General features: G+C 41.1%; 23 protein-coding genes and 1 pseudogene. 20 read left to right on the top strand and 4 right to left on the bottom strand.

Annotated elements, in window-relative coordinates:
- Window positions 1-33: 33 nt before the first annotated feature.
- Both AC6CIF_RS21890 and AC6CIF_RS21885 read left to right on the top strand, forming a co-directional pair.
- Window positions 34-1770, top strand: a complete 1737-nt coding sequence (locus AC6CIF_RS21890) for an ABC transporter ATP-binding protein (protein ID WP_498201532.1) — start codon at window positions 34-36, stop codon at window positions 1768-1770.
- A complete protein-coding gene (locus tag AC6CIF_RS21885; protein ID WP_498201531.1) occupies window positions 1763-3580 on the top strand; it encodes an ABC transporter ATP-binding protein in 1818 nt (605 codons plus the stop codon). Before AC6CIF_RS21890 ends, AC6CIF_RS21885 begins: the two co-directional genes overlap by 8 nt.
- A 1164-nt stretch (window positions 3581-4744) precedes the next feature.
- Here AC6CIF_RS21885 and AC6CIF_RS21880 read toward each other — a convergent pair.
- Window positions 4745-5026, bottom strand: a complete 282-nt coding sequence (locus tag AC6CIF_RS21880) for a sigma-70 family RNA polymerase sigma factor (RefSeq protein WP_498201584.1) — start codon at window positions 5024-5026, stop codon at window positions 4745-4747.
- 406 nt (window positions 5027-5432) lie between these two features.
- Between AC6CIF_RS21880 and AC6CIF_RS21875 the strand changes: the two genes are divergently transcribed.
- From AC6CIF_RS21875 to AC6CIF_RS21810, 14 genes and pseudogenes are all read left to right on the top strand, one after another.
- Window positions 5433-6086 carry a leucine-rich repeat domain-containing protein gene (locus AC6CIF_RS21875; protein ID WP_498201530.1) on the top strand — a complete coding sequence of 218 codons (654 nt, stop codon included), beginning with the start codon at window positions 5433-5435 and terminating at the stop codon, window positions 6084-6086.
- Complete coding sequence (locus AC6CIF_RS21870; protein ID WP_498201529.1) at window positions 6037-6159, top strand: stalk domain-containing protein; 123 nt, start codon at window positions 6037-6039, stop codon at window positions 6157-6159. The genes AC6CIF_RS21875 and AC6CIF_RS21870 overlap by 50 nt, the downstream gene beginning before the upstream one ends.
- A 32-nt stretch (window positions 6160-6191) precedes the next feature.
- A complete protein-coding gene (locus AC6CIF_RS21865) occupies window positions 6192-6263 on the top strand; it encodes a hypothetical protein (protein WP_498201583.1) in 72 nt (23 codons plus the stop codon).
- Window positions 6264-6645: 382 nt separating this feature from the next.
- Window positions 6646-7008 carry a winged helix-turn-helix transcriptional regulator gene (locus AC6CIF_RS21860; RefSeq protein WP_192267439.1) on the top strand — a complete coding sequence of 121 codons (363 nt, stop codon included), beginning with the start codon at window positions 6646-6648 and terminating at the stop codon, window positions 7006-7008.
- 754 nt (window positions 7009-7762) lie between these two features.
- Window positions 7763-8425, top strand: coding sequence for a nitroreductase family protein (locus AC6CIF_RS21855; RefSeq protein ID WP_498201528.1), 663 nt, complete (start codon window positions 7763-7765; stop codon window positions 8423-8425).
- A gap of 115 nt (window positions 8426-8540) precedes the next feature.
- Window positions 8541-8738, top strand: a pseudogene (locus tag AC6CIF_RS21850) (winged helix-turn-helix transcriptional regulator); the annotation flags it as partial.
- A 545-nt stretch (window positions 8739-9283) separates the two neighbouring features.
- Window positions 9284-9709: a MarR family winged helix-turn-helix transcriptional regulator gene (locus AC6CIF_RS21845; RefSeq protein ID WP_175398576.1), complete on the top strand. Its 426-nt coding sequence runs from the start codon at window positions 9284-9286 to the stop codon at window positions 9707-9709.
- 468 nt (window positions 9710-10177) lie between these two features.
- On the top strand, window positions 10178-11146 hold the full coding sequence (locus AC6CIF_RS21840) for an NAD(P)H-dependent flavin oxidoreductase (RefSeq protein ID WP_498201527.1): 969 nt from the start codon (window positions 10178-10180) through the stop codon (window positions 11144-11146).
- A gap of 100 nt (window positions 11147-11246) precedes the next feature.
- Window positions 11247-11435 carry a hypothetical protein gene (locus AC6CIF_RS21835; RefSeq protein ID WP_498201526.1) on the top strand — a complete coding sequence of 63 codons (189 nt, stop codon included), beginning with the start codon at window positions 11247-11249 and terminating at the stop codon, window positions 11433-11435.
- Entirely contained in the window at window positions 11420-12778 is a 1359-nt protein-coding gene (locus AC6CIF_RS21830) for an NtaA/DmoA family FMN-dependent monooxygenase (RefSeq protein ID WP_498201525.1), read from the top strand. The genes AC6CIF_RS21835 and AC6CIF_RS21830 overlap by 16 nt, the downstream gene beginning before the upstream one ends.
- 878 nt (window positions 12779-13656) lie before the next feature.
- The gene (locus tag AC6CIF_RS21825) at window positions 13657-14082 is read left to right on the top strand and encodes a MarR family winged helix-turn-helix transcriptional regulator (RefSeq protein ID WP_498201524.1); all 426 of its coding nucleotides are present in this window, start codon (window positions 13657-13659) and stop codon (window positions 14080-14082) included.
- 393 nt (window positions 14083-14475) lie between these two features.
- Window positions 14476-15615 carry an NtaA/DmoA family FMN-dependent monooxygenase gene (locus tag AC6CIF_RS21820; protein ID WP_498201523.1) on the top strand — a complete coding sequence of 380 codons (1140 nt, stop codon included), beginning with the start codon at window positions 14476-14478 and terminating at the stop codon, window positions 15613-15615.
- A 67-nt stretch (window positions 15616-15682) separates the two neighbouring features.
- Window positions 15683-17122 carry a DHA2 family efflux MFS transporter permease subunit gene (locus AC6CIF_RS21815; RefSeq protein WP_498201522.1) on the top strand — a complete coding sequence of 480 codons (1440 nt, stop codon included), beginning with the start codon at window positions 15683-15685 and terminating at the stop codon, window positions 17120-17122.
- A gap of 158 nt (window positions 17123-17280) precedes the next feature.
- On the top strand, window positions 17281-18312 hold the full coding sequence (locus AC6CIF_RS21810; RefSeq protein ID WP_498201521.1) for an aldo/keto reductase: 1032 nt from the start codon (window positions 17281-17283) through the stop codon (window positions 18310-18312).
- A gap of 361 nt (window positions 18313-18673) precedes the next feature.
- Here the strand turns inward: AC6CIF_RS21810 and AC6CIF_RS21805 are convergent, their stop codons facing one another.
- A complete protein-coding gene (locus AC6CIF_RS21805) occupies window positions 18674-19219 on the bottom strand; it encodes a TetR/AcrR family transcriptional regulator (protein WP_498201520.1) in 546 nt (181 codons plus the stop codon).
- 235 nt (window positions 19220-19454) lie between these two features.
- Here AC6CIF_RS21805 and AC6CIF_RS21800 point away from each other — a divergent pair, with 235 nt between their 5' ends.
- The 3 genes from AC6CIF_RS21800 to AC6CIF_RS21790 all read left to right on the top strand — a co-directional run bounded on the left by AC6CIF_RS21800 (window position 19455) and on the right by AC6CIF_RS21790 (window position 21967).
- Entirely contained in the window at window positions 19455-20216 is a 762-nt protein-coding gene (locus tag AC6CIF_RS21800) for an SDR family oxidoreductase (protein ID WP_175398568.1), read from the top strand.
- A 28-nt stretch (window positions 20217-20244) separates the two neighbouring features.
- Entirely contained in the window at window positions 20245-21075 is an 831-nt protein-coding gene (locus AC6CIF_RS21795) for an aldo/keto reductase (RefSeq protein WP_498201519.1), read from the top strand.
- 418 nt (window positions 21076-21493) lie between these two features.
- Entirely contained in the window at window positions 21494-21967 is a 474-nt protein-coding gene (locus AC6CIF_RS21790) for a tyrosine-type recombinase/integrase (protein WP_498201518.1), read from the top strand.
- Window positions 21968-22514: 547 nt separating this feature from the next.
- Here the strand turns inward: AC6CIF_RS21790 and AC6CIF_RS21785 are convergent.
- A complete protein-coding gene (locus AC6CIF_RS21785; RefSeq protein ID WP_062329847.1) occupies window positions 22515-22850 on the bottom strand; it encodes a MerR family transcriptional regulator in 336 nt (111 codons plus the stop codon).
- Between the two features lie 162 nt (window positions 22851-23012).
- Window positions 23013-23807 (bottom strand): helix-turn-helix transcriptional regulator, encoded by a 795-nt coding sequence (locus tag AC6CIF_RS21780; protein WP_498201517.1) that lies wholly within the window; start codon window positions 23805-23807, stop codon window positions 23013-23015.
- A 214-nt stretch (window positions 23808-24021) separates the two neighbouring features.
- On the opposite strand from AC6CIF_RS21780, the gene AC6CIF_RS21775 reads away from it, so the two are divergent.
- Entirely contained in the window at window positions 24022-26262 is a 2241-nt protein-coding gene (locus tag AC6CIF_RS21775) for a helix-turn-helix domain-containing protein (RefSeq protein WP_498201516.1), read from the top strand.
- The last annotated feature ends 37 nt before the right edge of the window (window positions 26263-26299 follow it).

Raw genomic sequence — 26299 nt, 5'->3', positions numbered from 1 at the left:
TCAGTGTGTTTATTTTAGATGAGGAGAATGCTTATGGTCAGGAAATTACTGCTAAGTGTACGCGAATATAAAAAGGATACGTGGCTGACGCCCTTGTTTTTGCTAGGTGAAGTGGCCATGGAAGTCATCATTCCGCTGTTTATGGCTGAATTGATCGACCAGGGGATCACGGGGGGCCAGATGAATCAGGTAACCAAGTACGGCTTGATTCTGGTGTTGTTTGCCCTGGTGTCTCTGGTCTTTGGAGCGCTGGCAGGTAAGCATTCTGCGATTGCCATGTCGGGGTTCGGAAAAAACTTGCGTTACGACCTGTTCCGTCATGTACAGCAGCTGTCGTATTCCAATATGGATAAATTCTCAACTTCAGGTATCGTCACCAGGCTGACTACGGATATTACGCATGTGCAAAATGCATTTCTGATGATTATCCGGATTGCTTTCCGCAGCCCGGTGATGATGATTTTTGCAACGATTATGACGTATCGCATCAGCCCGGCTATCGCAACGTGGTTCATGATTGTTATACCCGTGCTGGCGATTGGCATGATGCTCATCATGAAGTATTCTTTTCCGATTTTTGAGCGTGCCTTTGGCAGTTATGATGATCTGAATAAAGTTGTGCAGGAAAATGTACGCGGCATTCGGGTCGTGAAATCTTATGTACGTGAAGAGCGAGAGGTATCCAAGTTTCAGGCCGTATCCCAGCGGATATTTGCACAGATGGCTAAGGCAGAACGCATTCTGTCGTATGAACTTCCACTGATGCAAATTGTGCTGTATGCCGTAATGCTGATGATCTCATGGATTGGCGCCAAACTGGTTGTGGGTGGGAACATGACTACCGGGGAGCTTACGAGTGTATTCGCGTATTCTATGCAAATTCTAATGAGTTTGATGACACTGGGCATTGTTGTCATTATGGTTGCCATTGCTCGCGCTTCGGCGGGACGGATTAATGAACTGTTAAGTGAACAGCCCGATATCACCAGCCCCGAATCGCCAGTTACAGAGCTGCACAGTGGAGAGATTGAATTCCGCAATGTGTCCTTCCGTTACTCAGGCAAAGCCGAGAATTATGCCCTGTCTGGCATCAATCTGCGAATGGCTTCGGGACAGACGATTGGTATTATTGGAGCTGCGGGCAGTGCAAAATCCACCTTGGTGCAACTGATTCCACGTCTGTATGATGCCAGTGAGGGTGAAGTCCTTGTCAGTGGAGTCAATGTGAAGGAATACGATCTAAGTTTGCTTCGCAGCCAGGTCGCGATAGTATTGCAAAAAAACGTCCTGTTTGAAGGTACGATTAAGGAGAACCTGCGTTGGGGCAATGAAAATGCGACCGATGAAGAATTGATTGAAGCGTGCAAATCGGCGCAGGCACATGAGTTTATTTCCACGTTTCCGGATGGATATGATACTCATTTGGCGCAAGGTGGTACGAACGTTTCGGGAGGTCAGAAGCAGAGACTATGTATTGCCAGAGCTTTGCTCAAAAAACCGAAGATTCTGATTCTGGACGATTCCACCAGCGCGGTAGATACACGGACCGACGCGTTAATCCGCAACGTTTTCAAGGAAAGCATACCGGATACAACCAAAATTATTATTGCCCAGCGTATTGCATCTGTTGAAGATGCGGATCAGATTCTCGTGCTGGATGAAGGCAAGATGGTAGATATCGGAACCCATCAGGAACTGCTGGGCCGAAATACAATTTATCAAGAAGCTTATTATACACAGACGAAAGGCGGTGAAGCACTGGATGGATAACATGAATTATGGTCAGACGATAAAACGTCTGCTAGCCTATTTTAAATATTACAAATTCAGAACCGCATTGGCGCTGATCCTGGTTCTGGTTAGTTCCGCCGTCTCTGTCGCTTCAGCTGCCTTTCTGCGATTGCTGATCGACGACTTTATTACGCCGTTGCTCGGGAATCAGAATCCAGTGTTTGATGCCTTGTTACAGGCTTTAATCATTCTGGCTGTAATCTACGCTGCTGGAGTCATCAGTACGTTTGTCTCGAAACGGCTGATGATTACCGTCTCACAGCAGATTATGAAGAGGATTCGTGACCGCTTATTCGAACATATGCAGAAGTTGCCGATTAAATATTTTGACCGTAAAGCCCACGGGGATATTATGAGTCATTACACGAACGACGTGGATACGCTGAATATGATGTTGACGGATGGATTACCACAGCTGCTGTCCACTGCCGTGACGGTTGTGGTCGTTCTTGGTACGATGCTGTATCTGGATGTACCATTAACGATCGTGGTTGTGCTAGGGGCACTTGCCATGCTCTGGATTACCAAAGTCGTGGGTACTAAGGCAACCGAGCATTTCTTCAAGCAGCAGGAATCGATCGGTGTGGTGGATGGATATATCGAGGAGATTATTCATGGGCAGAAAGTGGTGCAAGTATTCGGTCGCGAGCAAAAAGCGATGGAACAATTTGCCCGCCTGAATGATGGATTATTTGACGACTCAGCTACAGCTAACAAATATTCGAATATCCTTATGCCAATCAATGCGAATCTGGCCACATTAATCTACGTGCTTGTGGCCATTGCAGGCGGAGCTATGTCAATCTCGGGTTGGAACACCGGTCTGAGTCTGGGAATTATCGCAGCTTTTCTGAGTTTATCTCGTAATTTTACGATGCCCATTGCCGAAATTTCCTCGCAGATCAGCATGTTTGTCGTAGCTCTTGCGGGGGCTCAGCGGATATTTAACATGATGGATGAACAGCCGGAAGCAGATGAGGGCCTTGTGACCTTGGAGAAAAACAAGGATCAGGCCGGATGGGTCTGGAAACTGGAGGAAGGAACAAGTGTTGTTCTGAAAGGCAAAGTGGAGTTTAAGGATGTCAGCTTTACGTATGATGGAAAGAAACAAGTGCTTCAGAACATTACATTATATGCCATGCCCGGACAGAAACTCGCGTTCGTAGGTGCAACGGGTGCGGGCAAGACTACCGTAGCCAACCTGCTCAATCGTTTCTACGATATTACAGAAGGCGAGATCATCTATGATGGCATTAACATTCAGCGTATTCAAAAAGCTGATTTGCGGCGTTCTCTGGGAATTGTCCTGCAAGATACCCATCTGTTCTCGGGTACGGTCGCTGAGAACATTCGATACGGAAGGCTGGGGGCCAGTGACGATGAGGTGATTCAGGCTGCGAAGCTGTCATATGCGGCGAGTTTTATTGAACGTTTGCCTGACGGGTATGAGACCCGGCTAGATGGCAGCGGCAACGGACTGTCACAGGGGCAGAGTCAACTGCTGGCGATTGCGAGAACAGCGATTGCCAATCCGCCCGTCATGATTCTGGATGAAGCCACTTCATCCATCGATACACGTACCGAAGCGCTGGTTCAGAAGGGCATGGATAATCTGATGCAGGGTCGAACGGTATTTGTCATTGCACACCGTTTATCCACTGTGCGGAATTCCGATGCCATTATGGTCATGGAACATGGCCACATCAAGGAACGTGGTGACCACAAACAGCTGCTAGCGGCGAAAGGTACGTATTATCAATTGTATACAGGCGCTTTTGAGTGGGATTAACGGAAACATTCAAGATTCATACAACGCATCAAATTCATCAACACATCAATGCAATGATAAAGAGGATGAGATGCTGACGAGTGAAAATAATAAGTGAAAACGAGGCAATGGGGAAGAGAGTTCCGGTTCCTTTTTCCAAAACGATTTATATCCAGCTTAGATCCTGAGTATTTAATTATTGTCGAGGGGACAAAAACAAAGATTTATCATAACGATATCAATGCCCGTGTTAAAGAAATAGGCTATGCTAAAAACGAAAAAAGAAGTCTCCCATTTCGTGGTAGACTTCTTTTTGTTATGGATCATTCATGCACAGCACTTTAACTTAAAATGGTTAACAGAGAGTAGAAGAAGGACTAATAACAACTGTATTGAAAGAACATAGACATTGTATTTCTCAACTAATGGAACTCAAGAAAACAGATGAATTAGCTGAATTCCCTACTATATGTCCATATGCATATGCCTATGTGTATTTTGGAGAAAACCTCTGCTGAACAAAAAAAATTTTTACTGTGACACTATGTTTGCAGACCAAATCGTTAGTCATCAAATGAGAAGTGCGGGGGGATTAATAAAACGCATTATTCTGGGTATTAGAAAAGATAATAGCTCATTTTAGTGCAAACTACTTGTCGAGGGACAAGCTGTAGAATGACATAAAGTTACCAACCAGGCTGGAATTTGACATAAAGTTCCCTACTACCCTGGAGAGAATCATTTTAACTTTGTGTCATTTTGGTAGGGAACTTTGTGTCAATCAATGTACTGCCGCAGGACAAGAACATTGTACCATTCCCGATTAGAATGTTATCTAAACAGTTGCATGAAATGTGGGTACGAGAAATTTGTTCCCAAACTGTATATCGATAATCCAAATATCCTTCTGGTTCGATTCTGAGATGTAAGCAGTTAAACCAATTGGGCGCATCCGACTCGTTTATTGCTTGATGGAAAGTGGGCAGATCCGGATAGATCTCAATAGCGATTTTCTGAGAAGGTTGATGACGATAGGTTGTAATAATTCAATCTACATTGCTTTTCAACTCTTCAAATAAGTCATGGTACACCTTGTTCATACCATCATTCTTGGAGGAGCCTCGCTTTTATCCACAATTGATATCAATTCTTTAATAGACATGATTGTAATGTCACCCCATTCTTTTAATTCTTTTTTAGATTGTTTAAGGCACGATAGAGTCTGTTCTTGATTGCGCTTTGAGGCATCCCGATGATTTTGGATATTTCCAATAAAGTGCAATCGACGAAAAAACGCAATGATATGATTTGCTGATCTAATTCATTCAATCGGGCTAATGCAGCACTGATATCAAGACGGATATCGACATCTCTAGCAATATTGAGGGATATCGATTGGGACTGAAAGTCGATTACTTCGTGCAACATTTCTTTATTTCGTGATTTCGTACGATATTCGTTTTTCACGATATTTTGCGCGATTTTGAATAGCCAAGTAAATATACTGGAGTTACACTTAAACAAGTGAAAGTTTTCTCCATTGCTTTTAAAAAAGCTTGTTGCGTTAAGTCATCGGCAGTTGCCGAATTTGTCTTTACTGCAATATAATTTCGAATTCTATCTCGATTAAGTCATTATTGAATAAAAACGACGATGAATCACTAACAAAAGAGGATTTAGAGTCACTGACCGACGTTAATTTATCGGGTAAAGGAATTAAGAGTTTGCAGGGTTTGGAATATGCAGTCAATGTGACGAAGCTCTCTTTAAGTGGAAATCAAATTGCTGATATTTCCCCTCTATCCGATGCTGTGAATTTGACGACTGTGGTAATCAAATTGTGGATATTAAGCCCCTCAGGAAGTTAACGAAGATGACAGATTTATCTCTAGCTAGCAACCAAATCAATGATCTTTCACCGCTAGCGGGACTAGTCAATCTGAGTACGTTGTCCATAAATTCCAACAAGATCACAGATCTAAAGCCGCTAGCAGGATTGGTTAAGCTTAGGAGACTCGAAGCTGCGAATAATAACATCAAAGTTCTTGCTCCTTTGTCTAAATCAACTGTCTTGGTTACTCTGAATTTATCATCTAACCAAATCTATGATTTGGAGCCGTTGAGAAATCTTCAAAGTTTGGGTTACCTCTATTTGAACAACAATAAAGTGTGGAATTTAGAGCCGATCCAACAACGTAATTTTTTTCCGTATTATGATACGGGTGCATTCATTGAACCACTTGGGCTGCAAAATAACTATTTAGATTTGAGCAAGGGATCGAAAACATATAAATTATTCGTGACACTGGCAAGTAATGATTTGCCTAGCGGTCAGAGTAAGACACAGCGCTTGGTGATCGGCAACAAGACAGCTTATGTGGGAGACAGTGCTTATCGTATTTCCACAGCGCCATTTATTCAGACAGGACGTACCTATTGTGCCGATCCGTTTCATCTCCGAGAAGCTTGGGGCAACCGTGAATTGGAATCAGAGCACCAAAGAGGTAACGATTCAGAAGGATGGTAAAACGATTCGTTGGGCTGTAGGGAACAGACAGGTAAAAGTAAACCAGCAAACGGTGATGCAAAATGACTTCTGAAGAACGGCAGTGCGTTCGTTCCTGTTCGTTTTGTGGCGGAGCAGTTAAATACTTCCGTAGAATATATGGGAAGCAAGCATATGGTCGTGATTTTCAAAAATTAAGCAGTATAATGGAATTACAGAATAATATTTGAAGATAAAGACTCAGTGACCATGCTTCAAAACAAGAGTAAAATATGTAGACCGTCATTAAACTAACGGGAAACGTTAGTTTAATGACAACAGCGGCAGTCAAAGACATTATTTTTCAAGTCTTGGTCTGCCGCTGCTTCTTTTAATGGACTTGTCTAAAAATTATTTTCTAATAGCTGACCGATTCTTCTCTTTAAAACCTACGGTAATTCAACGACTCCGGTCTAACACTTTTTTTTCACCAAACAGTTACATATGCTAGAATATAATCATTTCTCATCTTTTTGATGAAGCAATAAACATTCACATAGTACATTTTTTTTGTACTTAACAGTAGAAAGCAGGTAAAAAGGTGTCTAGATTATATAAGGATGGATTTGATAAAGAGTGTATAAAGGAACATAGAGAAGAAGTTTATGGCATTGCCTATACCCAAAACATACTTTCTGGGCGTTGGAAATATATCATTCTTTGGTATTTAAAGACCAAAGAGCGTCGTTATAGTGAGATTAAAGCTTTTTTATGGGATATTCCACAAGGTTCTCTTACAAAGCAACTTCGAGAATTAGAAAGAGATGGCTTAATAAATCGTAAAGTTTATCCAGAGGTTCCTCCTCGAGTAGATTATTCATTAACCTCAAAAGGGAAAGAATTCATTCCTATAATTAATTTGATGGAAGAGTTCGGGAAGAAGTTCGGGGAGCAGGTAGACTAACTAAAGCGTTCTATTTACGTTTATAATTTACCCCAAAATTTAAATAGTGGATAAAGTAACAGTTTTGGGAGGAGAGATCGTTCTAACGGCAGTTTTCTTTTACGATAAAAGTTTGTGAAGAAATGTATTAAAGTAACGTAGGAAGAAGTAAAGATCCTAAGCTGTCATTGTGGCAGCTTTTTTTACACTAACCAAGCTATTCAGTACAAAAAATGTACTAAGGCAATTTTTATTGCCCTCTTTAAAAAAATGAGAATTGGTTTTATTCTATTGTCTGTAACAAAGTTACTCAATGCACCAAGTTGATAGGCAAACGGTGTAATAAACTGAATCTGTCATTTTAGTGTGAAACGATGATGTGGGTTCATCTTTCAAGCTTTTGAGTTAGATCCATACTTTTGCCCCCGTTCTAGATAAACTCAATCCGTTAAAATGTGAGGAGGTCCGTTTCACCATGTTATAGTTTAGCACGCTAAATACATTTTGATAGTGGGGGCATACCTATGATCTTTAAGGTTGGATGCGATTTTCATGAGTCGTTAGATAAAATTTCATCCCAAATGCGGCGAGATTATAACAAAAGTCTAAGAGAACTTAATCTTCATGTACGCCAGGATAAACTAGTCGCTCGTTTGTGGTTAGGTGATGGAATAACACAAATGTTACTCAGCTATGTGAACATTTAAAATGCGTACCGACTATGGTAACAAATATGGAGAACAAAACAATCAAGTTATTTCTAGGAGGAATTACAATGTCAAACTCTCAAAATTCAGAAAAGATCGAACAGCAACTGTTCTTAGATGTGATTCGTGAACGTCGTTCTGTTCGTTCATACGATCCAAACGTGCAGATCTCACGTGAAGAAATGACTGAAATACTCGAACTGGCAACATTGGCTCCTTCGTCTTCGAACCTGCAGCCATGGCGTTTTCTCGTTATCGATAAACCAGAGTTGAAAGAAAAGCTTTTACCTATCGCGTTTAACCAACAACAAGTAGTCGAAGCTTCTGCAGTTATTGCTGTGCTAGGAGATCTGAAAAGCTACCAGAAGGCAGAAGAAATTTATGGTCAGGCTGTTGAAGCAGGCTTTATGCCGATTGATACGGCTAAATCATTCATCGAACGAAATGTTGATATGTACTCAAACCTGCCTCCTGAAGAGACGCTACAAATTGTATATACGGATGGTGGCCTAATTTCGATGCAGCTCATGCTTGTCGCACGATCCAAAGGTTACGACACTGTTCCGATGCATGGATACGATAGAGCAAAGTTATTTGAAACGTTCGGAATTTCCGAGCAGTATGTGCCGGTTATGATCATTGCGATCGGAAAAGCAATGAAATCAGGACATCCTACTACACGTCTTCCTATTGAGGATGTAGCGTTCTTTAACGAATTTCCATCAGAATAAGCTTGACTTAATGCAAAGAAGTATTTCATATAAAAAGTAAAACTTTATTTTATCCCTATTAATTTATATGCCTATAAAGGGGGGACTCTGAGATACGTGCAAAACAGGTGAAAAGGTGTCTAGATTATATAAGGATGGATTTGATAAAGAGTGTATAAAGGAACAAAGAGAAGTTAATGGCATTGCCTATACCCAAAACATACTTTCTGGGCGTTGGAAATATATCATTCTTTGGTATTTAAAGACCAAAGAGCGTCGTTATAGTAAGATTAAATCCTTTTTATGGGATATTCCACAAGGTTCTCTTACAAAGTAACTTCGAGAATTAGAAAGCGGGCTTAATAAGTTTGTGAAGTATTAGCTGTCATTGTCGTAGCTTTTTTTGCACTAACAAAAAGCAAGATAACAAAAAAAGACTTCTTTTAATTGGAACATTTGCAGGATTAATAATCTTTTGTATGTTCCATTATAAATTCTTTGTCAAATACGTCTTTACAAATTCTAGCCATCTTTTTACCTACTTTTAGTTATTAAGTACAAAAAAATGTACTACGGCAATTTTTATTGCCCTCTTTAAAAAAATAAGAATTAGTTTTATTCTATTGTCTGTAACAAAGTTGCTCAACACAACAAGTTGATAGGGTAACGGTGTAATAAACAGAATCTGAACATTTCAGTGTGAAAAAGTTGATTTGGATCAAGGTTCTATCTTATTGTTGGATCCATACTTTTAACCTCCATTCTAGATAAATTTAGCCCGATAAAATGAGAGTAGGTCCCTTAAGATAATGGATACCTAAATGTCACGATGATATAGTTAGCATACTAAATATATATTTATGACTAGCGGAGGCTGGTATGAACCATAAGGTTGATTGCGATATTCGTCAGTCGTTAGATAAAATTTCATTTCAAATGCGTCGAGATTATAATGAAAGTCTTAGGGAACTTAATCTTTATGTAGGCCAAGATAATTTACTCTCTCGTTTGTGGTTAGGAGATGGGATAACACAAATGCAGCTTTGTGAACATTTAAAATGTGAACCGCCTACGGTAACAAATATGGTTAAATCATTGGCACAAAACGGATTTATATACCGTAAACGTGATGAACAAGATGCAAGGGTTATGCGAATTTATCTAACGGACAAAGGCAAAGAATTAGAGAAGCCGGTTGAGTTCAAATGGAAACAGCAGCAAGAAAAATTACTCCATTCAATCTTACCGGAGGAACGCTTAATATTGAGGGATCTTATGAAGCGATTGGAGAGAAACCTAGAATAAGGTTAATTAATAAATATATTTAGCATATTAAATATATTTATTTACTTAGCAACCTAAGTATCTGGGTAATCACCAGTTAATTAGTTAGCAAGTTATATATCACTTCATTTTCTCCGATCTATCGAAATGCGATTGGGAATAATTTACTCCAGGCTCTTTTGCTTACTTGGAGCATATTTAAAACAAAGGAGATACATGGAATGAAAGAAAAGAGATGCAACTAGCACTACAATGGTTTCGGGGTACGGAGCCGAATCAGCACTTGGAGAATGCAGGGCACCGCCCAAGCAGCCGAATAGTTATGTGAAGCGGCTAAATTAGCCGAAAAGGAAAACTTTCAAATGATCTTTATCGCCAATACTCCAGCATTAACCGTCGACTTAAGACCTCAGATTCCTTTTCAGACTAGCTAACCAGACTAGTCTGAGAGAAGGCGAAGTATTCTAAAATAGAAAGTGAGGAAACACAATGAAAAATCGTGTAACAGACATTTTAGGGATTGAAAAACCTATTATTCAAGGACCAATGAGTTGGCTAACAGACGGTAAGTTTGTCGGAGCTATTAGTAAGGGTGGAGGACTAGGTGTGCTTGGCATCAATGCTGGACAATCAGAACCTGCCAAGACCGTTGAAGAAACGGTGGAGAATATGCGCCGTGAGGTTCGTATTGCTAGAAGTATCACCTCAAATCCTATTGGAATCAATATCATTCCTACGGTGGCAGGTTTTGACCTCTATACACAACCCATGCTAGACATGATGGTAGAAGAGGGGGTCGAAGTGGCTGTGATGGTAGGGGCATTTTCAAAGGAATGGACTCAAAAATTTAAGGCCAACCATATCAAAATCATTTATCGAGGGGCACCAACTGTTGAAGTGACAGAGGAAGCTATCAAAGGTGGTGTGGATATTCTGGTTGCCACAGGTTTTGATGAAGGGGGACAAGTTCCAGCAAACGTTATTGGTACCTTTTCTATTGTGCCCTTGGTGGTAGATGCTGCAAAAGGTCGTGTGCCAGTATTAGCCGCTGGCGGGATTACAGATGAACGCACTGCCAAAGCTGCAATGGCTCTAGGAGCGGAAGGGGTCTTTGTCGGGACTGCCTTTCTTGCCTCAAAAGAGTCTCGTATGGCTGATAATATTAAAGATGCTTTAATTAAATCAGATGCTAATGATATGTTGCTTTATCGCACGCAACCTGCCTATTACCGTTCTCTACCGGGGGAACTCCCAAATAAATTGGCAGAATTGGATCGCAATTTAGCCAAAAATGAAGAGATTTACCAAGCATCGAATCCAGCATCGGGGATGAGAAATGGAATGCTATACGGTGATTTATCAAAAGGTTTCGCCTCATTGGGGCTTGGCATTTCAATGATCCATCAAATTGATTCGGTTGAAATCATTATCGATCGTTTAATGAGTGGCATTGAGTGAAAATATATTCTGGTAGATGCTTTAAGATAAGAAAGGACGATTTAAAATGAACAACTGACAAATTTATCGCACCTGTTTTACTGGTAAGCGGTTGTGATAGATGATGTTTATGTTAATTGATTTTTATCAAGAAACGGCTTCAAAAGATAAAAGTTTGAGACTTTATAGCGAACTTGGACATTATTTGATGTTTGAACCAAACGGAGATGTAGTAGTTGATGATATTGTGGGATGGATCAATCAGAGAGTGAAAAAAAATAAAGGAGGAAAACGATGCACGACTATTTAGATAATTCAAACAAGCAAATCAAGCTGGCCATCATGTTTGTAACAGGCTATGGTGGTGAGGGTTATTCTTGGCGATTTAATGATAGTAATCCAAAGGCTTACACCGACATCAATGCCTATATTGAGCTTGCCAAACTTGCTGAACAGGGTAAAATTCACACGCTGTTTATTGCGGATACACCTGGGATGGTGGGAGCTGGGGTAAATGGTGATATGGCTCGAAAATCACCAATGTTTGTAATGGAACCGATGACGATGCTAGCTGCTGTTGCCACGCATACCCAGAAAATCGGTTTGGTAGCAACCTATTCTACCACTTACAACTTACCGTATAATTTGGCTCGCCAACTTAAAACGCTGGACCTCATAAGTGGTGGGCGTGTCGGTTGGAATGCGGTAACAACAGGAACTCGTGAGGTTGCTTATAATTTTGGAGCTAGTCCTCTGCCTGACACTACCACTCGTTATGAAATGGCAGATGAAATGGTAGAAGCAGTGCAGTCTCTTTGGGGAAGTTTTGGCGAAAATGCCTACATTACAGACCAACAAACTGGCGAATTTATCAAACTGGATCAATTAACCCCTGCAAATTTCAATGGTCAATACTACCAGACCCGAGGCCCACTTCCCCTTCCACCAAGTCCGCAAGGGCAACCGCCTATTTTTCAGGCAGGTCCAAGTTTTGAAGGGGTGGAAATGGCAGGTAAATTTGCCAGCGGTGTTTATGCTAACCCTTTTACGATTGAAGAAGCTCGTCATTACCGTAATTTGTTAAAACAAAGTGCGATAAAATACGGTAGAAACCCTGATGAAATCAATATGTTTTCTGGTTTTATGGTTACGGTGGACGATACTTATGAAGAAGCACTTGCCCGCCGTCATCAGTTACTGGATTTTATGGGGAAAGATGCATTTGAAGGACAAATTCGCTATTTATCAGCGATGATTGGCGTAAATTTACATGACTTGAATTTGAATAAACCCCTACCAAAATCTTTACAATATCAAGCCACGCCGAATCCAGGCGACCCACGCTCACTAAGAGCAGTAGAGCTAATCAAACAAGGGCTAAGTCCAAGAGATGTATTGGCAAACGGAATCATCAACTATCACCCTGTAGTGGTTGGCACGCCTGAAGATGTGGCGGATTTCATTGAAGAATGGTTTAAAGCAGGGGCAACGGACGGTTTTTCCATTGTGCCAGAAAGTCAAAAAGGTGTAAAAGATTTTGTGGAAAAAGTTGTGCCCGTGTTGCAAAAACGAGGCTTATATCATCTTGATTATAAGGGAAATACTTTGCGTGAACACCTGGGTGTGCCGAAGCAATATGGAGTGAGAAAATAGATTAATTTCTTTGATACTGCTGATAATTATTCAGAAGGTGAAAGTGAAATTATTCTTGGACAATCCTTCCGATCATTTGTCACCTAAATAACGAATCATATGTTTTACTTGGATCTCAAGGCAAGCGTTTGTCCATGCGGCTGAGATCTGATGACTGTGAACGATTATCCAAATTTGCTTATTTACTTGATGTTTTAGTTCAGGGAGCAGCATCCGCATCGATCATAACCGAATTGCTCAAATAAAGAAGGTTATGATTACGTCATGGCTCAACTGATAAGAGTAACCTGGATGAAACGTCAGAAGGACAGATACGGAGATTAGCAAGCCACATCGATGGAAAGAGTCCATACGACTATGTACCTTGAGCATGGTCTTGGGCTAAGCATGTGGAAAGATCATAGAAGAGCAGAAGAAGGTACGGATGGTGTTAGATGGATGGAAGAGAAGCGTGAGTGTATAAAGGAGTGCTTTGAATAAAACCGTTCACAAATAAACCGGCTGAAAGCCAGTTCCTTGTTAGTTGGCTAGTTTGATGTTTGAAACATGGACTGCCAAGGACCAAAAAATAAAGACCTAGACTGTCGCTGTTTCATTGACTAACGCGCTTCCATTCTGCGGATCGTACGGATACATCTACGCTCTTTCGAAAATACGATATGTTACACTGTACCCTTCATTCAGATAGTTAACTCAATCCAAACACCTTATACCTGCTGAAAATTATAATGAATAGTCGGAACTACAAGGAAAAACAATAATATATAAATAATGGGTATGATTTTCTCTTACGGACGAACAATAGTTGACGGCTGAACTACACACATGATATATTTAGCCTGCTAAACAATATCAATAATAAAGGTTGGGAGAACAACATGGAGAAAGAAATTGACTGTGATATCCGTGAGCTGTTCGATAAACTTTCGGCAAGAATGAGACGAGATTACGGCGAAAGTCTTAGGGAACTAAACCTGCATGTCGGACAAGATAATCTGCTCTACCGTTTATTCTTAGATGATGGAGTAACACAAATGCAGCTAAGTGAACAATTAAACTGTGAACCTCCCACTATAACCAACATGGTTAAAACACTTGAACAAAACGGATTCATCTATCGTAAGCGTGATGAAAAAGATGCACGAGTCATGCGGATTTATTTAACCGATAAAGGAAAGGAACTTGAGGAGCCCGTTCGTATTATATGGAAAAAGCATCAAGAAAAGTTGCTAAAATCAATCTCAATGGATGAACGACTCCTCTTACGACGGCTTATGAAGCAAATGGAGAGTAATCTGTTTTAAGCACTCTCCACTTTCTGAATATTAGTTAGCAGGCTAAATTAATATTTAGCACGCTAAATAATTTGATGTTTGAAAGTTTATCTAATTGGTTAGTGGGCTAATGATCTATGTCTCTTTCATACAAACGGACAAAGAAGATATATTCATGACGACTTGAGCGGCCATTAGCAGCATCCCATGTGTATTCATATGAAGAAGAAAGAGCCAAGGAATTCAACCGTGAACGATTTGTTATCGGAAGTATTGTAAATGTGGCCAAAGACTAAGAGAAAAAGCAAATGAAGCCTGGGTGGACGAAATTATGATTCCGATTTTTAACCCGAAAAGGCTACGAGATTAAAAGCCATTGGGTTATTGGCTAGAGAGTTTGATTTTACAGAAAGAGGAGCAAAAATGAAAAGTAAAAAACAGCTTAAGATCGGCGTTATAGTTGAAGGGGTTGGTTGGAGTTACTGGGCATGGCGCCACCCTAATATGCCTGCCAATGCAAGCGAAAGTGTAGATTTCTATGTCAAGATGGCGAAACGAGCAGAAGAGGGCAAGTTCGATATGGTTTTTTTAGCAGATGTAAGCCATATAGGGCCTGGAAATATCCCGCATTTTCTAAGCATGTTTGAAGGTGTAACGATACTATCCGCATTAAGCATGGCCACTAGCCACATCGGGCTTGCTGCGACTATAGCCACGTCTTACGCTGATCCATTTACAGTGGCTAGACAGATGGCCTCTCTCGATAAAATTAGTAACGGGCGCGCGGCATGGAACGCTGTTACATCTAATTCTGGGGGGTTGGCTAACTACAGCAGAAGGCATTTGTCTAAAGAAGATTTATACCCTTTGAATAAAGAGTTCATCGAAATTGTAGAAGGCCTGTGGGATTCCTATGAAGATGATGCTTTTGTTCGTGATAAAGAGAGTGGTATCTTCCTCAATCCAAGAAAGATGCACAAACTGAATTACAGAGGCAAGTACTTTTCTGTTGACGGTCCGCTTAATATTAGTCGTTCTCCACAAGGAAGACCCGTCATTTTTCAAGCGGGTACGTCTGAAGCGTTTATGAATATCGCATCCAAACATGCTGAAGGTGTGTTCATAAATGGGGATGATTACAACTACGCCAAGCAATTTAGTGAGGAATTGAGAAGAAGAGCAGGCCTTGCAGGACGAGCTCCGGAAGACCTGTTAATTATGCCTTCACAACACATCATCGTTGGAAGAACAGAAACGGAGGCGAATGAAAAGTTTCTGGAGTTACAAAGGTTATCGCCCCCAGGATACCGTACTCCTAAACCCCTATTTTTCGGATCCGCAGAGACCGTAGCCGATAGGATTGAACATTGGCATCAAACGGGCACAATGGACGTATTGCTTCTAAGACAAGAACATCCTTCGGGAATTGATGATTTTATTGATTTGGTCGTACCGATCCTGCAGGAAAAGGGAATATTCCGAAATGAATATGAATCCCGTACGTTGAGAGGTAATTTAGGTCTTCCTTTCCTGGAAAATAGGTATACAAAAGATAAAGCCTGACGACCGTCGTTATGGTGCAGGTAGGGCAAAAAATAAACGATTATATTGATTTCAAGGAGATAGTGAGATGAAGAAGCAATACAATACACGTGCCATCTTGGCATCGCTGCTTATCTGTGGTTTTGTTGGGATGTTTAGCGAGACCGCTCTAAACATAGCAATGACTAATTTAATGGAAGTGTTCCACATTTCGGCGGCTACAGCGCAATGGTTGACAACAGGTTACTTACTAACACTTGGTATTCTAATGCCGTTCACTGGTCAATTATTGCAAATGTATACAACAAGACAACTTTTTATCGTGTCAACAGCTAGTTTAACGGCAGGTACATTCTTAGCGGCTGTATCCTTAAACTTTGAAATGCTCATGTTTGCACGTGTTATACAGGCAATTGGTATGGGGTTATTATTACCGCTCATGTTTAACACATTGCTTGTGATTTTTCCTCCAGAAAAGCGAGGCGCAGCGATGGGCTATATTGGGTTAGTCTTATCGTTTGCACCCGCACTGGGGCCAGCGATTAGTGGGATGATAATCCAGTATTTGTCTTGGCACTTTATTTTCTGGCTCTTACTACCATTCATAGTGATTGGTATGTTGTTTGGGATGAAGTATTTAGAAAATGTAACAGAAGTAAGTAAGCAACGTATTGATGTTCTTTCAGCAGTTTTATCCACAATTGGTTTCGGAAGTATCGTATTTGGATTTGGTCAAGCTGGTGAAGGAGGCCATGGGGGGGGAAGTTCCGTCGCTCTGACGTTGATTATTGTTGGTGTGATTGCACTTATCTTGTTTGTATTGAGACAAAATAAGGATCAGCCGTTACTAAATTTACGTGTATTCAAATATCCGATGTTCGTTGTCGGGGTTTTCCTTGTGATGATGTGTATAGTAATTTTTATGACGACAATGATTGTGTTGCCAATGTTCTTGCAAACAGGGGCAGGGCTATCTGTATTTGTTACAGGCTTGATATTATTGCCGGGTAGTGCACTAAATGGTATTTTCCAGATGGTTGCAGGGCGCTTGTCCGATAAGTATGGACCGAAATGGGTTATAATGCCAGGTTTAGTCATTATAATGTTGGTTTTATGGTTCTTCACAACATTAACGCCAGCTTCATCAGTTGGATTAATTATTGCATTGCATATGGTTCTAGCGGGAGGGATTGGACTCATTTGGCCAGCCTCACAAACAAATGCCTTAAACTCACTGCCACCTGAATTATATCCACACGGTTCAGCTGCCCTGAACACGTTGATGCAAGTCGTTGGGGCTATGGGAACAGCTGTAGCCATTAGTATTTTAACAGGTGGAAAGAATAAGTATTTAGCTACCTCATCTACACCAACAATGCCGAATGAAATCGCAAATGCGATAACTGCGGGGGCGCAAAACGTGTTTTGGATTTTGCTTTTAATTGCTGTTATTGGCTTTATTATTGGCTTGTTCGTGCGCCGCTCCGTTATCAACCGCGGAACAGTAGAGAGCATGAATATGCACTAAATATGAAAGTTCATTTACACGTATCACCATGCTTTTATGACTAGCTATAAAAAAGAAGAGGCACATAATAACGGATGTAGCGGACAGTTACATGCTGATTGCAAAGCGAGTATGATTGTGATGCTATAAAATGCCCAATATTAAGGAGGATATACAGAATGAAGTATAAGCAGCTTGGAAATACAGGACTTTTAGTTTCACAACTTGCGTTAGGCACAATGACGTTCACGAGTGGAAAGGATAACCATAAAATTCTCGGTTTAGTTGGGCAAGAAGTAGCCGACAAGATGATAAAAAAGAGTGTCGATATCGGAATTAATTTCTTTGATACTGCTGATAATTATGCAGAAGGTGAAAGTGAAATTATTCTTGGACAATCCTTCCGCAATCTTGGTATTGCGCGGGAGGAAGTTGTAATTGCTAGCAAAGCCGCCGGACGAACAGGTATGGGACGTAACGATGTCGGTGCTTCAAGAGGACATATTATGAATGCAGTGGAAGCAAGTTTAAAGAGATTGAAAATGGATTATATCGATTTGTATCAGATTCACGCCGATGATTTCTTGACACCTGTAGAAGAAACTTTAGGTGCTTTAAATGATCTGGTAACACAGGGTAAGGTACGATATATTGGCGTATCAAACTGGCATGCTTGGAAAATTGCTGATGCTCTTGGTATTTCTGAACGCAAAAATCTGGCTCGCTTTGAAACGGTTCAGGGGTATTATTCTCTTGCCAGCCGCGATGTTGAACGAGAGTTGGCGCCTTTGATGGAAGCAAAGAAGATGGGACTTCTGGTGTGGGGTCCGCTTGCTGGCGGTCTGCTGTCAGGGCGTTACGATCGACACAATCAAAAGGCAGAGGATTCGCGCCGCTCTGCGGTTGATTTCCCGATTGTAGATAAAGAGCGAGCTTGGAATATCATTGATAAGATAAAACCGATCGCTGAAGCACATGGGACAAGTATAGCAAGTGTGGCGCTCGCTTGGCTGATGACAAGACCAGTTGTAACCTCTGTTCTTGTTGGCGCGAAACGATTGGAACAGTTGGAAGAAAATCTGGAAGCCGCAAATTTAGAACTGACGGATGATGAAATTCAGCAACTTGACGAAGTGCGTATACTGCCTCCTGAATACCCAGGTTGGATGGTTGACTATCAGAAAAGAGATCGCCTGGAACCGCTTTTTTGACAGAATATTCAGTCCTGAGTATCGTGAGCTTAGGTTATAACGAAGGAATGTAAAGGCAATGAACCGTTGAGATATGGGATGGTGAACCCCAAGGGAATTAGTGGAGTATGTGCAGAAGAAGTAAACTGGGGAAATTTTTCTAGCTATTCCAGATGCCCAGCCCAGCCTCTTTAGAAAGGGAAAATTTCAAATGATATTCATCGCTGATACTCCAGCTTGATGGTTCTCAGGACCACAGTCTCCTATGGTCCCTCGATGGATCCTCTGTTGGCACTATTGGCTGTGCAAGGGAAACGAAACATAATGGGCTTGCTGCTGCACTGTCAAGCAGCTGTTACCTAACTATGGCTCACTTTTTCGATTAGTCCAGGTTCATCATTTGAACAATATGCTCTGCTATACTTTGTTCTGTTAGTTTAATTTGTTCAGCAGTATGCAAAGTAACTGCTTCATTAATCATGTTGGCATAGATTTGTACGTACAAAGTACGTTCATCAGAGGATATTTCCTGCATACAAAGATTCAAATAATGCTTTAGTGCATTGACTAATTTTAAAGAGAGTAGAGGAATAATTCTGTTATAGTTACGGCGACATTTCTTTTTGACTTGTTGATGATACTCAAATGCTGCGAATACTAATTGCATCATATTATCTTTTGTAAAAGTACACACACCATTAGTATGTTGTTGAATAAGTTCTTCCGCTGATTTTTTTATAATCTCATCCAACAATTCATATTTATCTTGGAAATGAGCATAGAAAGTTGCCCGATTGATTTGGGCTCGTTCCGTTAAATTTTGTATTGTTATTTTATCAAAATCTTTTTCTTCCATCAGTTCAAAAAGTGACTCAAAAATGGATTCTCTTGTTCGAGTTGTACGAATATTTCTTACTTTAAGTCCCATGGATCTAACTCCTTTTTTTAAACCAACAAATGGCCCGCATTGTTGGTTGTTCCTCAATGATGTTCCCGATACAATTGAACTACTAAAGCAACTATTGTTGTAATAGTATACTGCATAGAAGGTGGTTAGTCCATTTTGAAACCTTAAAGTGCAAGATTAATAGTTAATACCGATTTCATCGAACAATGTAATACAATTTCAAAATAATTATAACCAAATATTGGAGGAATTTAAAATGAAACTTACAGGAAACACGATCTTCATTACAGGTGGCGGTTCAGGAATTGGACGTGCATTGGCAGAAGCTCTACACAACCTTGGAAACAAAGTAATCATCTCGGGTAGAAGAAAAGAGCGTCTGGAGGAAGTGATTAGTGCTAATCCTGGAATGTCTGCAGTTGAACTGGATATACAGGATCTTTCCAGTATTGAGGCAACCGCTAAGCAACTTATTCAGGACTTTCCTGATTTGAATGTCTTATTTAATAACGCCGGCATCATGCTTTTCGATGAGGCTGCGGGTGTGATTGACGAAGAGGTTCTGGTTTCAACGGTCTCAACAAACTTGCTTGGACCAATTCGAATGACGTCTTCATTAATTGAACATTTGAAGTCTAAAGAAGAAGCTGTGATCATTAATACGACTTCTTCAGTCGGGTTTATTCCGTACGCAGCGACTGCGGTGTATTCGGCGACCAAAGCAGCGCTCCATTCCTATACCTTATCACAACGTTATTTGTTTAAAGATACAACAGTAAAAGTATTAGAAATCATACCACCTGGGGTTCAAACGGAACTCATGGGAGATATTAGTAACAATCCGCATGCGATGCCACTTGAAGCATTTATTGAAGAAACCATAAGATTACTCGGTACGGATGCTGAAGAGGTTCTAGTGGAACAAGCGAAAATGATTCGTGATAATCAAGGTCCGAATGAAGGAGCTTTTGTAACCCAACTTAACGATATGGCGAGCCAAGCGCCAACAGACCATTAATTTCATCCATCTAGGACTATCGGTTCCATTGTGTAACACGAAGGTGGTAGGCTTATTAGGTGTCTTTCAAGTGCCGGATGCTGAAGAATGCGAGAATGCCGTATATGATGCGCTGATGGCTGGTTATCGCCTGATCGACACCGCGGCTGGTTATCTCAACGAGGAAGCGGTAGGACGCGCGATCAAGCGTAGCGGCGTACCACGCGCAGAGCTGTTCATCACGACCAAACTTTGGGTTCAGGATGCCGGTTACGAGAGTGCCAAGCTGGCGTTTGCTAAATCTTTGAAAAAGCTGCAGCTCGACTATTTCGATCTATATCTTATTCACCTGCCGTTCGGCGATTACTACGGCGCTTGGCGTGCGATGGAAGACCTGTACCTCGAAGGCAAGATCAAGGCGATCGGTGTCAGCAACTTCCTGCCCGACCGTCTGATGGACCTCATCGTGCATAATGAAATCGTGCCCGCAGTCAACCAGATCGAAACACATCCTTTCTACCAGCAGGCTGAGAACGCCGCTTTTATGAAAGAGCAGAGAGTGCAACACCAGTCGTGGGCGCCGTTCGCTGAAGGACTGGGCAACATGTTCGGCAACGAAGTGCTGGCCTCGATCGCAGAAAAACACAACAAGTCCGTCGCCCAAGTCGTGCTGCGCTGGCTGGTTCAGCGTGAAGTCGTTGTAATTCCAAAATCGGTGAGAAAAGAGCGGATCATCGAAAACATCGACATTTTCGATTTCGAATTGAGTGCAGACGATATCGAACAAATCTCCACCCTCGATACGCGGGAGAGTTTATTCTTATCCTTCCACGATCCGAAATCTGCCAAGATGCTAGGCACCTCGAGAGTCGAGCTGTAATCCTTGATCCAACAGTAAACTCATCACGCGTTTATCCTCATCTATTAGAAAGGACAGGGTGCCCCTGTCCTTTCTTTACTTGAACATCGAATTCTATTGTAGAATGACATAAAGTCGCCAACCAAGAAACCTCTAATAAATCAAGGGGGTTTAAATTTTTTGTAGGGAACTTCTTGTCAATATTTAATAAACAAGCTAAATTACACCTTATGGGTCGAATTGACGATAAGTTAAGTGAATTACCTTGGTATGTTACTGAATTTATTGACAGTAAGAAGCGTAAGCTTTCTGCCTCAACACTTCTTAATTACTGCCACGATTATATTATCTTTTTTGATTGGCTGATTACAGAGAACTTTATCACAGTTCAAAAAAGAACAGAAATTGAATTATCCACGCTAGAAACATCGCGAATCGTATGGAAGGGAAAATACTGAGAGAAAATGATTTTGAAGCTTTTAGAGTGTTTCTAGCATACGATTATGGCGAATTAAACAAAACAAATAAACGTATCATGAATTTCCATCAGTTTAATCGTGAACGAGATACGGCAATAATTTCATTAATCTTAGGATCAGGACTTAGATTATCGGAAGTTTCCGGAATCAATCTTGAGGATTTAGACCTGACGAAATCATCTGTAAGAGTAACTCGAAAAGGGGGAAAAGAGCAATATGTTTACTTTAGCAGCCAAGCATCCCTAGATATTGAGAATTACCTGCAGGTAAGGGAAACAAGATATTCCCCAGAAAAAAATGAAAAATATTTGTTTATTGCAGCACCTGTAGGACGCAAAGGTAAAAATAGACGTTTAACACAACGTTCTATAGAAAAACTTGTTGAGAAATATGCAAAAGCCTTTTGTCGAGGGACAAGAACATGGTCCCATTGAAGTCGCTATTTTAGCGGCTTTTTTGTTTTATCGGTACAAGTTCTTGTCCCGAGCCAAGGACAAGAACTTGTACCGATTGCCGGAATGGACAAGAACATAGTCCGATTACTGATTAGATGTATATCTAAACATTGATAACATGCACTTAAAGCTTTATTAAGTACCATAACACATGAGAATGTTCACAATGTTATGTGACAACTGACAAGATGAGAGGTTAAACACGTTTGTTAGGTATTAAAAAGGTGAATATCGGGCTGAGAATAGCTGCTGAGAACAAGAACTTGTACCGATTGCCGGAATGGACAAGAACATAGTCCGATTACCGATTAGATGTATATCTAAACATTGATAACATGCACTTAGAGCTTTATTAAGTACCATAACACATGAAAATGTTCACAATGTTGTGTGACAATTGACAAGATGGGAGGTTAAACACGTTTGCTAGGTATTAAAAAAGCGAAATATCAGACTGAAACTGGCAGTTGAGGACAAGAACTTGTACCGATTGCCGAGAGGGACAAGAACATGTTCCTATTTCCGATTAGGCGTTTTTGCATATAATTTTCTCCAGACGGAATTGTGTCTGTGCCACTGCACGTTCCACCTTAGCTTTGTGCATGAGCAAAAATTGTTTTCTGGCATCGAGAGGAGGATATCCTTGTCGAATCAGTTCTGTGTAAGCCTTAATATCCTCAATAGACATGCCCGTATCTTTCAAAGCGATAACCAACTCCAGCCACTCTAGGACTTCGTTCGAATATTCTCTTCTACCTGAAGCATTACGTTCCACATGAGGTAAGCTGTCTTCTTGCTCATAATAGCGCAGGGTGGAGGGACGTAAACCTGTAATTTTCTCAATTTCACTAATACTGTACATGCCAAACGATCCTTTCATAGTTAAAGTTAACTCGAAGTGAATTGCACACTAGTAACGTGTTATATGCCGAATCAAAGACTGGTCACAGTCAGCAGTAAAATATAAACGACAACGAAATGACTTATGCATGCTGATGTTATGAAGTTTTAAAGCATAGAATCCTCATTTTAGATAGTTACTTACATTGTTCTTAAAATCTCGTGGTGTCATGCCGTAAATAGCCTGGAACACCCGATTGAACGTACGCTGGCTATCGAATCCTGCATTCATCCACACCGTTGTTAGAGACGCATCTGTGGTACGAATTAACATGGAAGCATACTCAACCCGAAGCATCGATAGATAGTTTCGCAGGTTCATTTTGAATCGCTTGGTGAAGATGCGAGAAATATAATATTTACTTACGTTAAACTCGGAGGCAAGAGTGTCTAAGGTGATGGGCTCGGTGAAATGTGTTGCTAAGTATTCCATCAGCTTCTTGGATAAATCCTGTACTGGAAGTTGCTGTACTTGTTCAAATTCAATTTCGCGCAATAGATGCGCGATGATGATGTGAATCCAACCAAGCTTAATGGCATAATCATCATCCCGTTTCACTTTCTCAAATGCAACTGCAACGTCTTCATGAACATATGGTTTAGTAATAGTTGGATTCTTAGGATGGAAGCGAGTCAGATCAGGAAACAGACCGCCTAAGAGCTTGGGATGGATAATAATTAACACCTCCCTCGTATAGGAATCCCCAGTTGTTTCGTAACGGTGAACCATATCAGGGAATATCATTGCTGCGTCACCTTCGTGCAAATCATACGTTTGATCATTCACTTCAATCCGTTGAGACCCTGAGATGACATATAGAATTTCAAGATATCCATGCATATGTGGAGGGAAAGAAATCTCCTTCAAATTCCGGATAACCGATAATTCATCCTTACGAATCTCATAAAAAGGTAACATCCGTCTTAACCTCCAGTGCAATTTTTGGCTAGTTTTATATTCTTTATGTCTATATTCTTGTTCATTGCCATGATAAACTCTAGTGTGACGAGATCTACAACGGCTCAACATTTTTATAGTACGGCAAAATGCAAGCGATTACATGACTGCCGTGAAGGGTTTCATGACAAATGGACTCAAGATGTACCAATTCAAACAGATGGAGGAGCAGGACATGCGAAAGAGTAAAACGTTTACGAATATCTTTGTCTCGATCCTACTCCTTAGCATTGGACTCGTTGTAGGTTTTGGGAGTTATATCTATGTTGCAACTACAAAATCGGTAATAGAGCGTGTAAGCGAAGGGCACCAAAGCTTAATTCTGCAGGTGAGAAATACACTGGAACAAAAAATTCAAACCATTGAATATGCTTTTGCCACGTACAGTACGACGCCATCGTTTCGTAAGGTCATTAACAGTCCATTAAGCGGGCAAGATTATGAAGCATATCGCGAACTGAATTCCCAGCTAGGTTATATTGCAACGATGGGGCTTGATGGCGTGCAGTATTCGCTTGTGAGTCTGAAGCAAAATTGGAGCCTGTCTAACGGATCGTTATCACGAATTACAGATGAAGAGAAGCAACAGATGCAAGCCTTATTCGCTGATCCGGAAGGCAATAACCTCTATTGGACCAAAACAAAGGAAGGTCTTCGATTGCTGCATGCGTTACCGATGTATTCGAAGGACAAAGAAGCCATTGCGATGTCGGACATCTCTTTGCGAACACTGAATCAATCCCTACAGACGCAATCCGATGCTCCTATCTACATTTTGAACAAACAGGGTGAATTGCTCTATGCAGCTTTAACCGAACAAAGCCCTATATCTGCTGACCAAATGAGTTTAATCAGCAAACAAATAGTTAATGAGCCTCCTTCAGGACAGATTAAAATTCCTGCTGCATCGGGTGATTCAATTATGGGATTGTACGCCCGTTCTACTTATAATGGATGGACTTTTATCACACTTCCGAATCAAAAAGAAGTCAGCCAAGCCCTATCATCGACCCGTTTGGGTTTAATTGTAATGGGTGCCGTCATTATGGCTCTGATGATCATTCTTGCATACATTATAGCTTTACGGCTTGCTAAGCCCGTTCTTCAAATTCAGCATAGTCTTGGCGGACGTGCTGAGAGAACGGTCAGGGACGAGGTCGGTTGGATCATTCAGTCGATCCATTCTATTGTTTCAGAGAAACAACATCTCGAACAGCTTATCCATCTTGAAAAGCCCAAACTTGAAACACAATTTGTTCTAAATGTACTACAGAATAGGTTAACCAGGGAAGAGATCCATAGCTATCTTGAACGATTCGCATATACGAAGATGCACAACGAGATGTATGCAACGATGTTGATTCAGATTGACCGTCCCGGGAAAGGCTCGCTGGCTGATAAAGATACACTGCTGTTGGCCGTTAATCAGTTAGTGCAAGAGATCATTCCCCCGTCCCAACGGATGTTACCCGTCGTTCTAAATGAACGGACACAAGCAACAATATTATCCTTTGCTGGCAGTTCTTCAGACAATCGAGAAGTGATGTTGCAATATGCCAAAAGGGTTATTCAATTGTCTCGCGAGTATTGGTCCGCTTCAGTCAGTGTGGGCTTCAGTGGTCAATATGAAGACCTGATGAATACCCGGGAAGCCTGTGATATGAGTCTTGAAGCATTGTACCAGCGTCTTAAGCTAGGCAAAGAGTCCGTTATTTTCTATGAGGATATCATACGCGGTAGCAGCGGACCTACCTTACTTCACTACCCTACAGAATTGGAGAGTCGGCTGTTTGATGCCATACGTCTTGGTGACAAAGAAGAGGTGACACGTACGTTATACCCGCTGTTAGCAGATATGATGAAGCACAACCTTAATCCAATGAATCTGGAGATCACATTGATTCGATTCGTGAACAATTTGATTCAGCTGGAGCAGCTCATTGGTACGGACGTGTTGCTTACACAGAGTAACGGCACATTGTATCATCGACTGCTGCATACGCTGAATCCGGAAGAAGTTGAACACATTCTTGTTCACGAAGTCATCTATCCTATGGTAGATAGTATGCAGGAGAGAGCGAGCCAACAGTTTCGCACACTTGCAGATCGTATGGCCTCTATTGTACGCACGGAATACGACCAGGACTTGTCACTGGAAACCATAAGTGAACGATTGCATTATACGCCGAACTATTTAAGTAGCATTTTCCGTAAAGAGTACAATATGACCTTTAGCGAGTACTTAATGAATATCAGACTAGATGTAGCAAGGAAATGGTTGGTGGACACGAACATGCCCATTAAAGATATAGCCGAACGACTGGGATATCAAAATTCCCAGAACTTTATACGTACTTTTCGAAAAAAAGAGAACCTCACCCCTGGTGCATATCGAAGGTTGCGGATGGATAGCTGAGCATCCCAGTGTATGTTAGCAGTATCCGATAATCCGT

The organism is Paenibacillus sp. GQ49 (assembly GCF_059759055.1).
The sequence above is the reverse complement of the archived record's forward strand: the minus strand, read 5'-3'. Positions and strand labels throughout refer to the sequence as shown.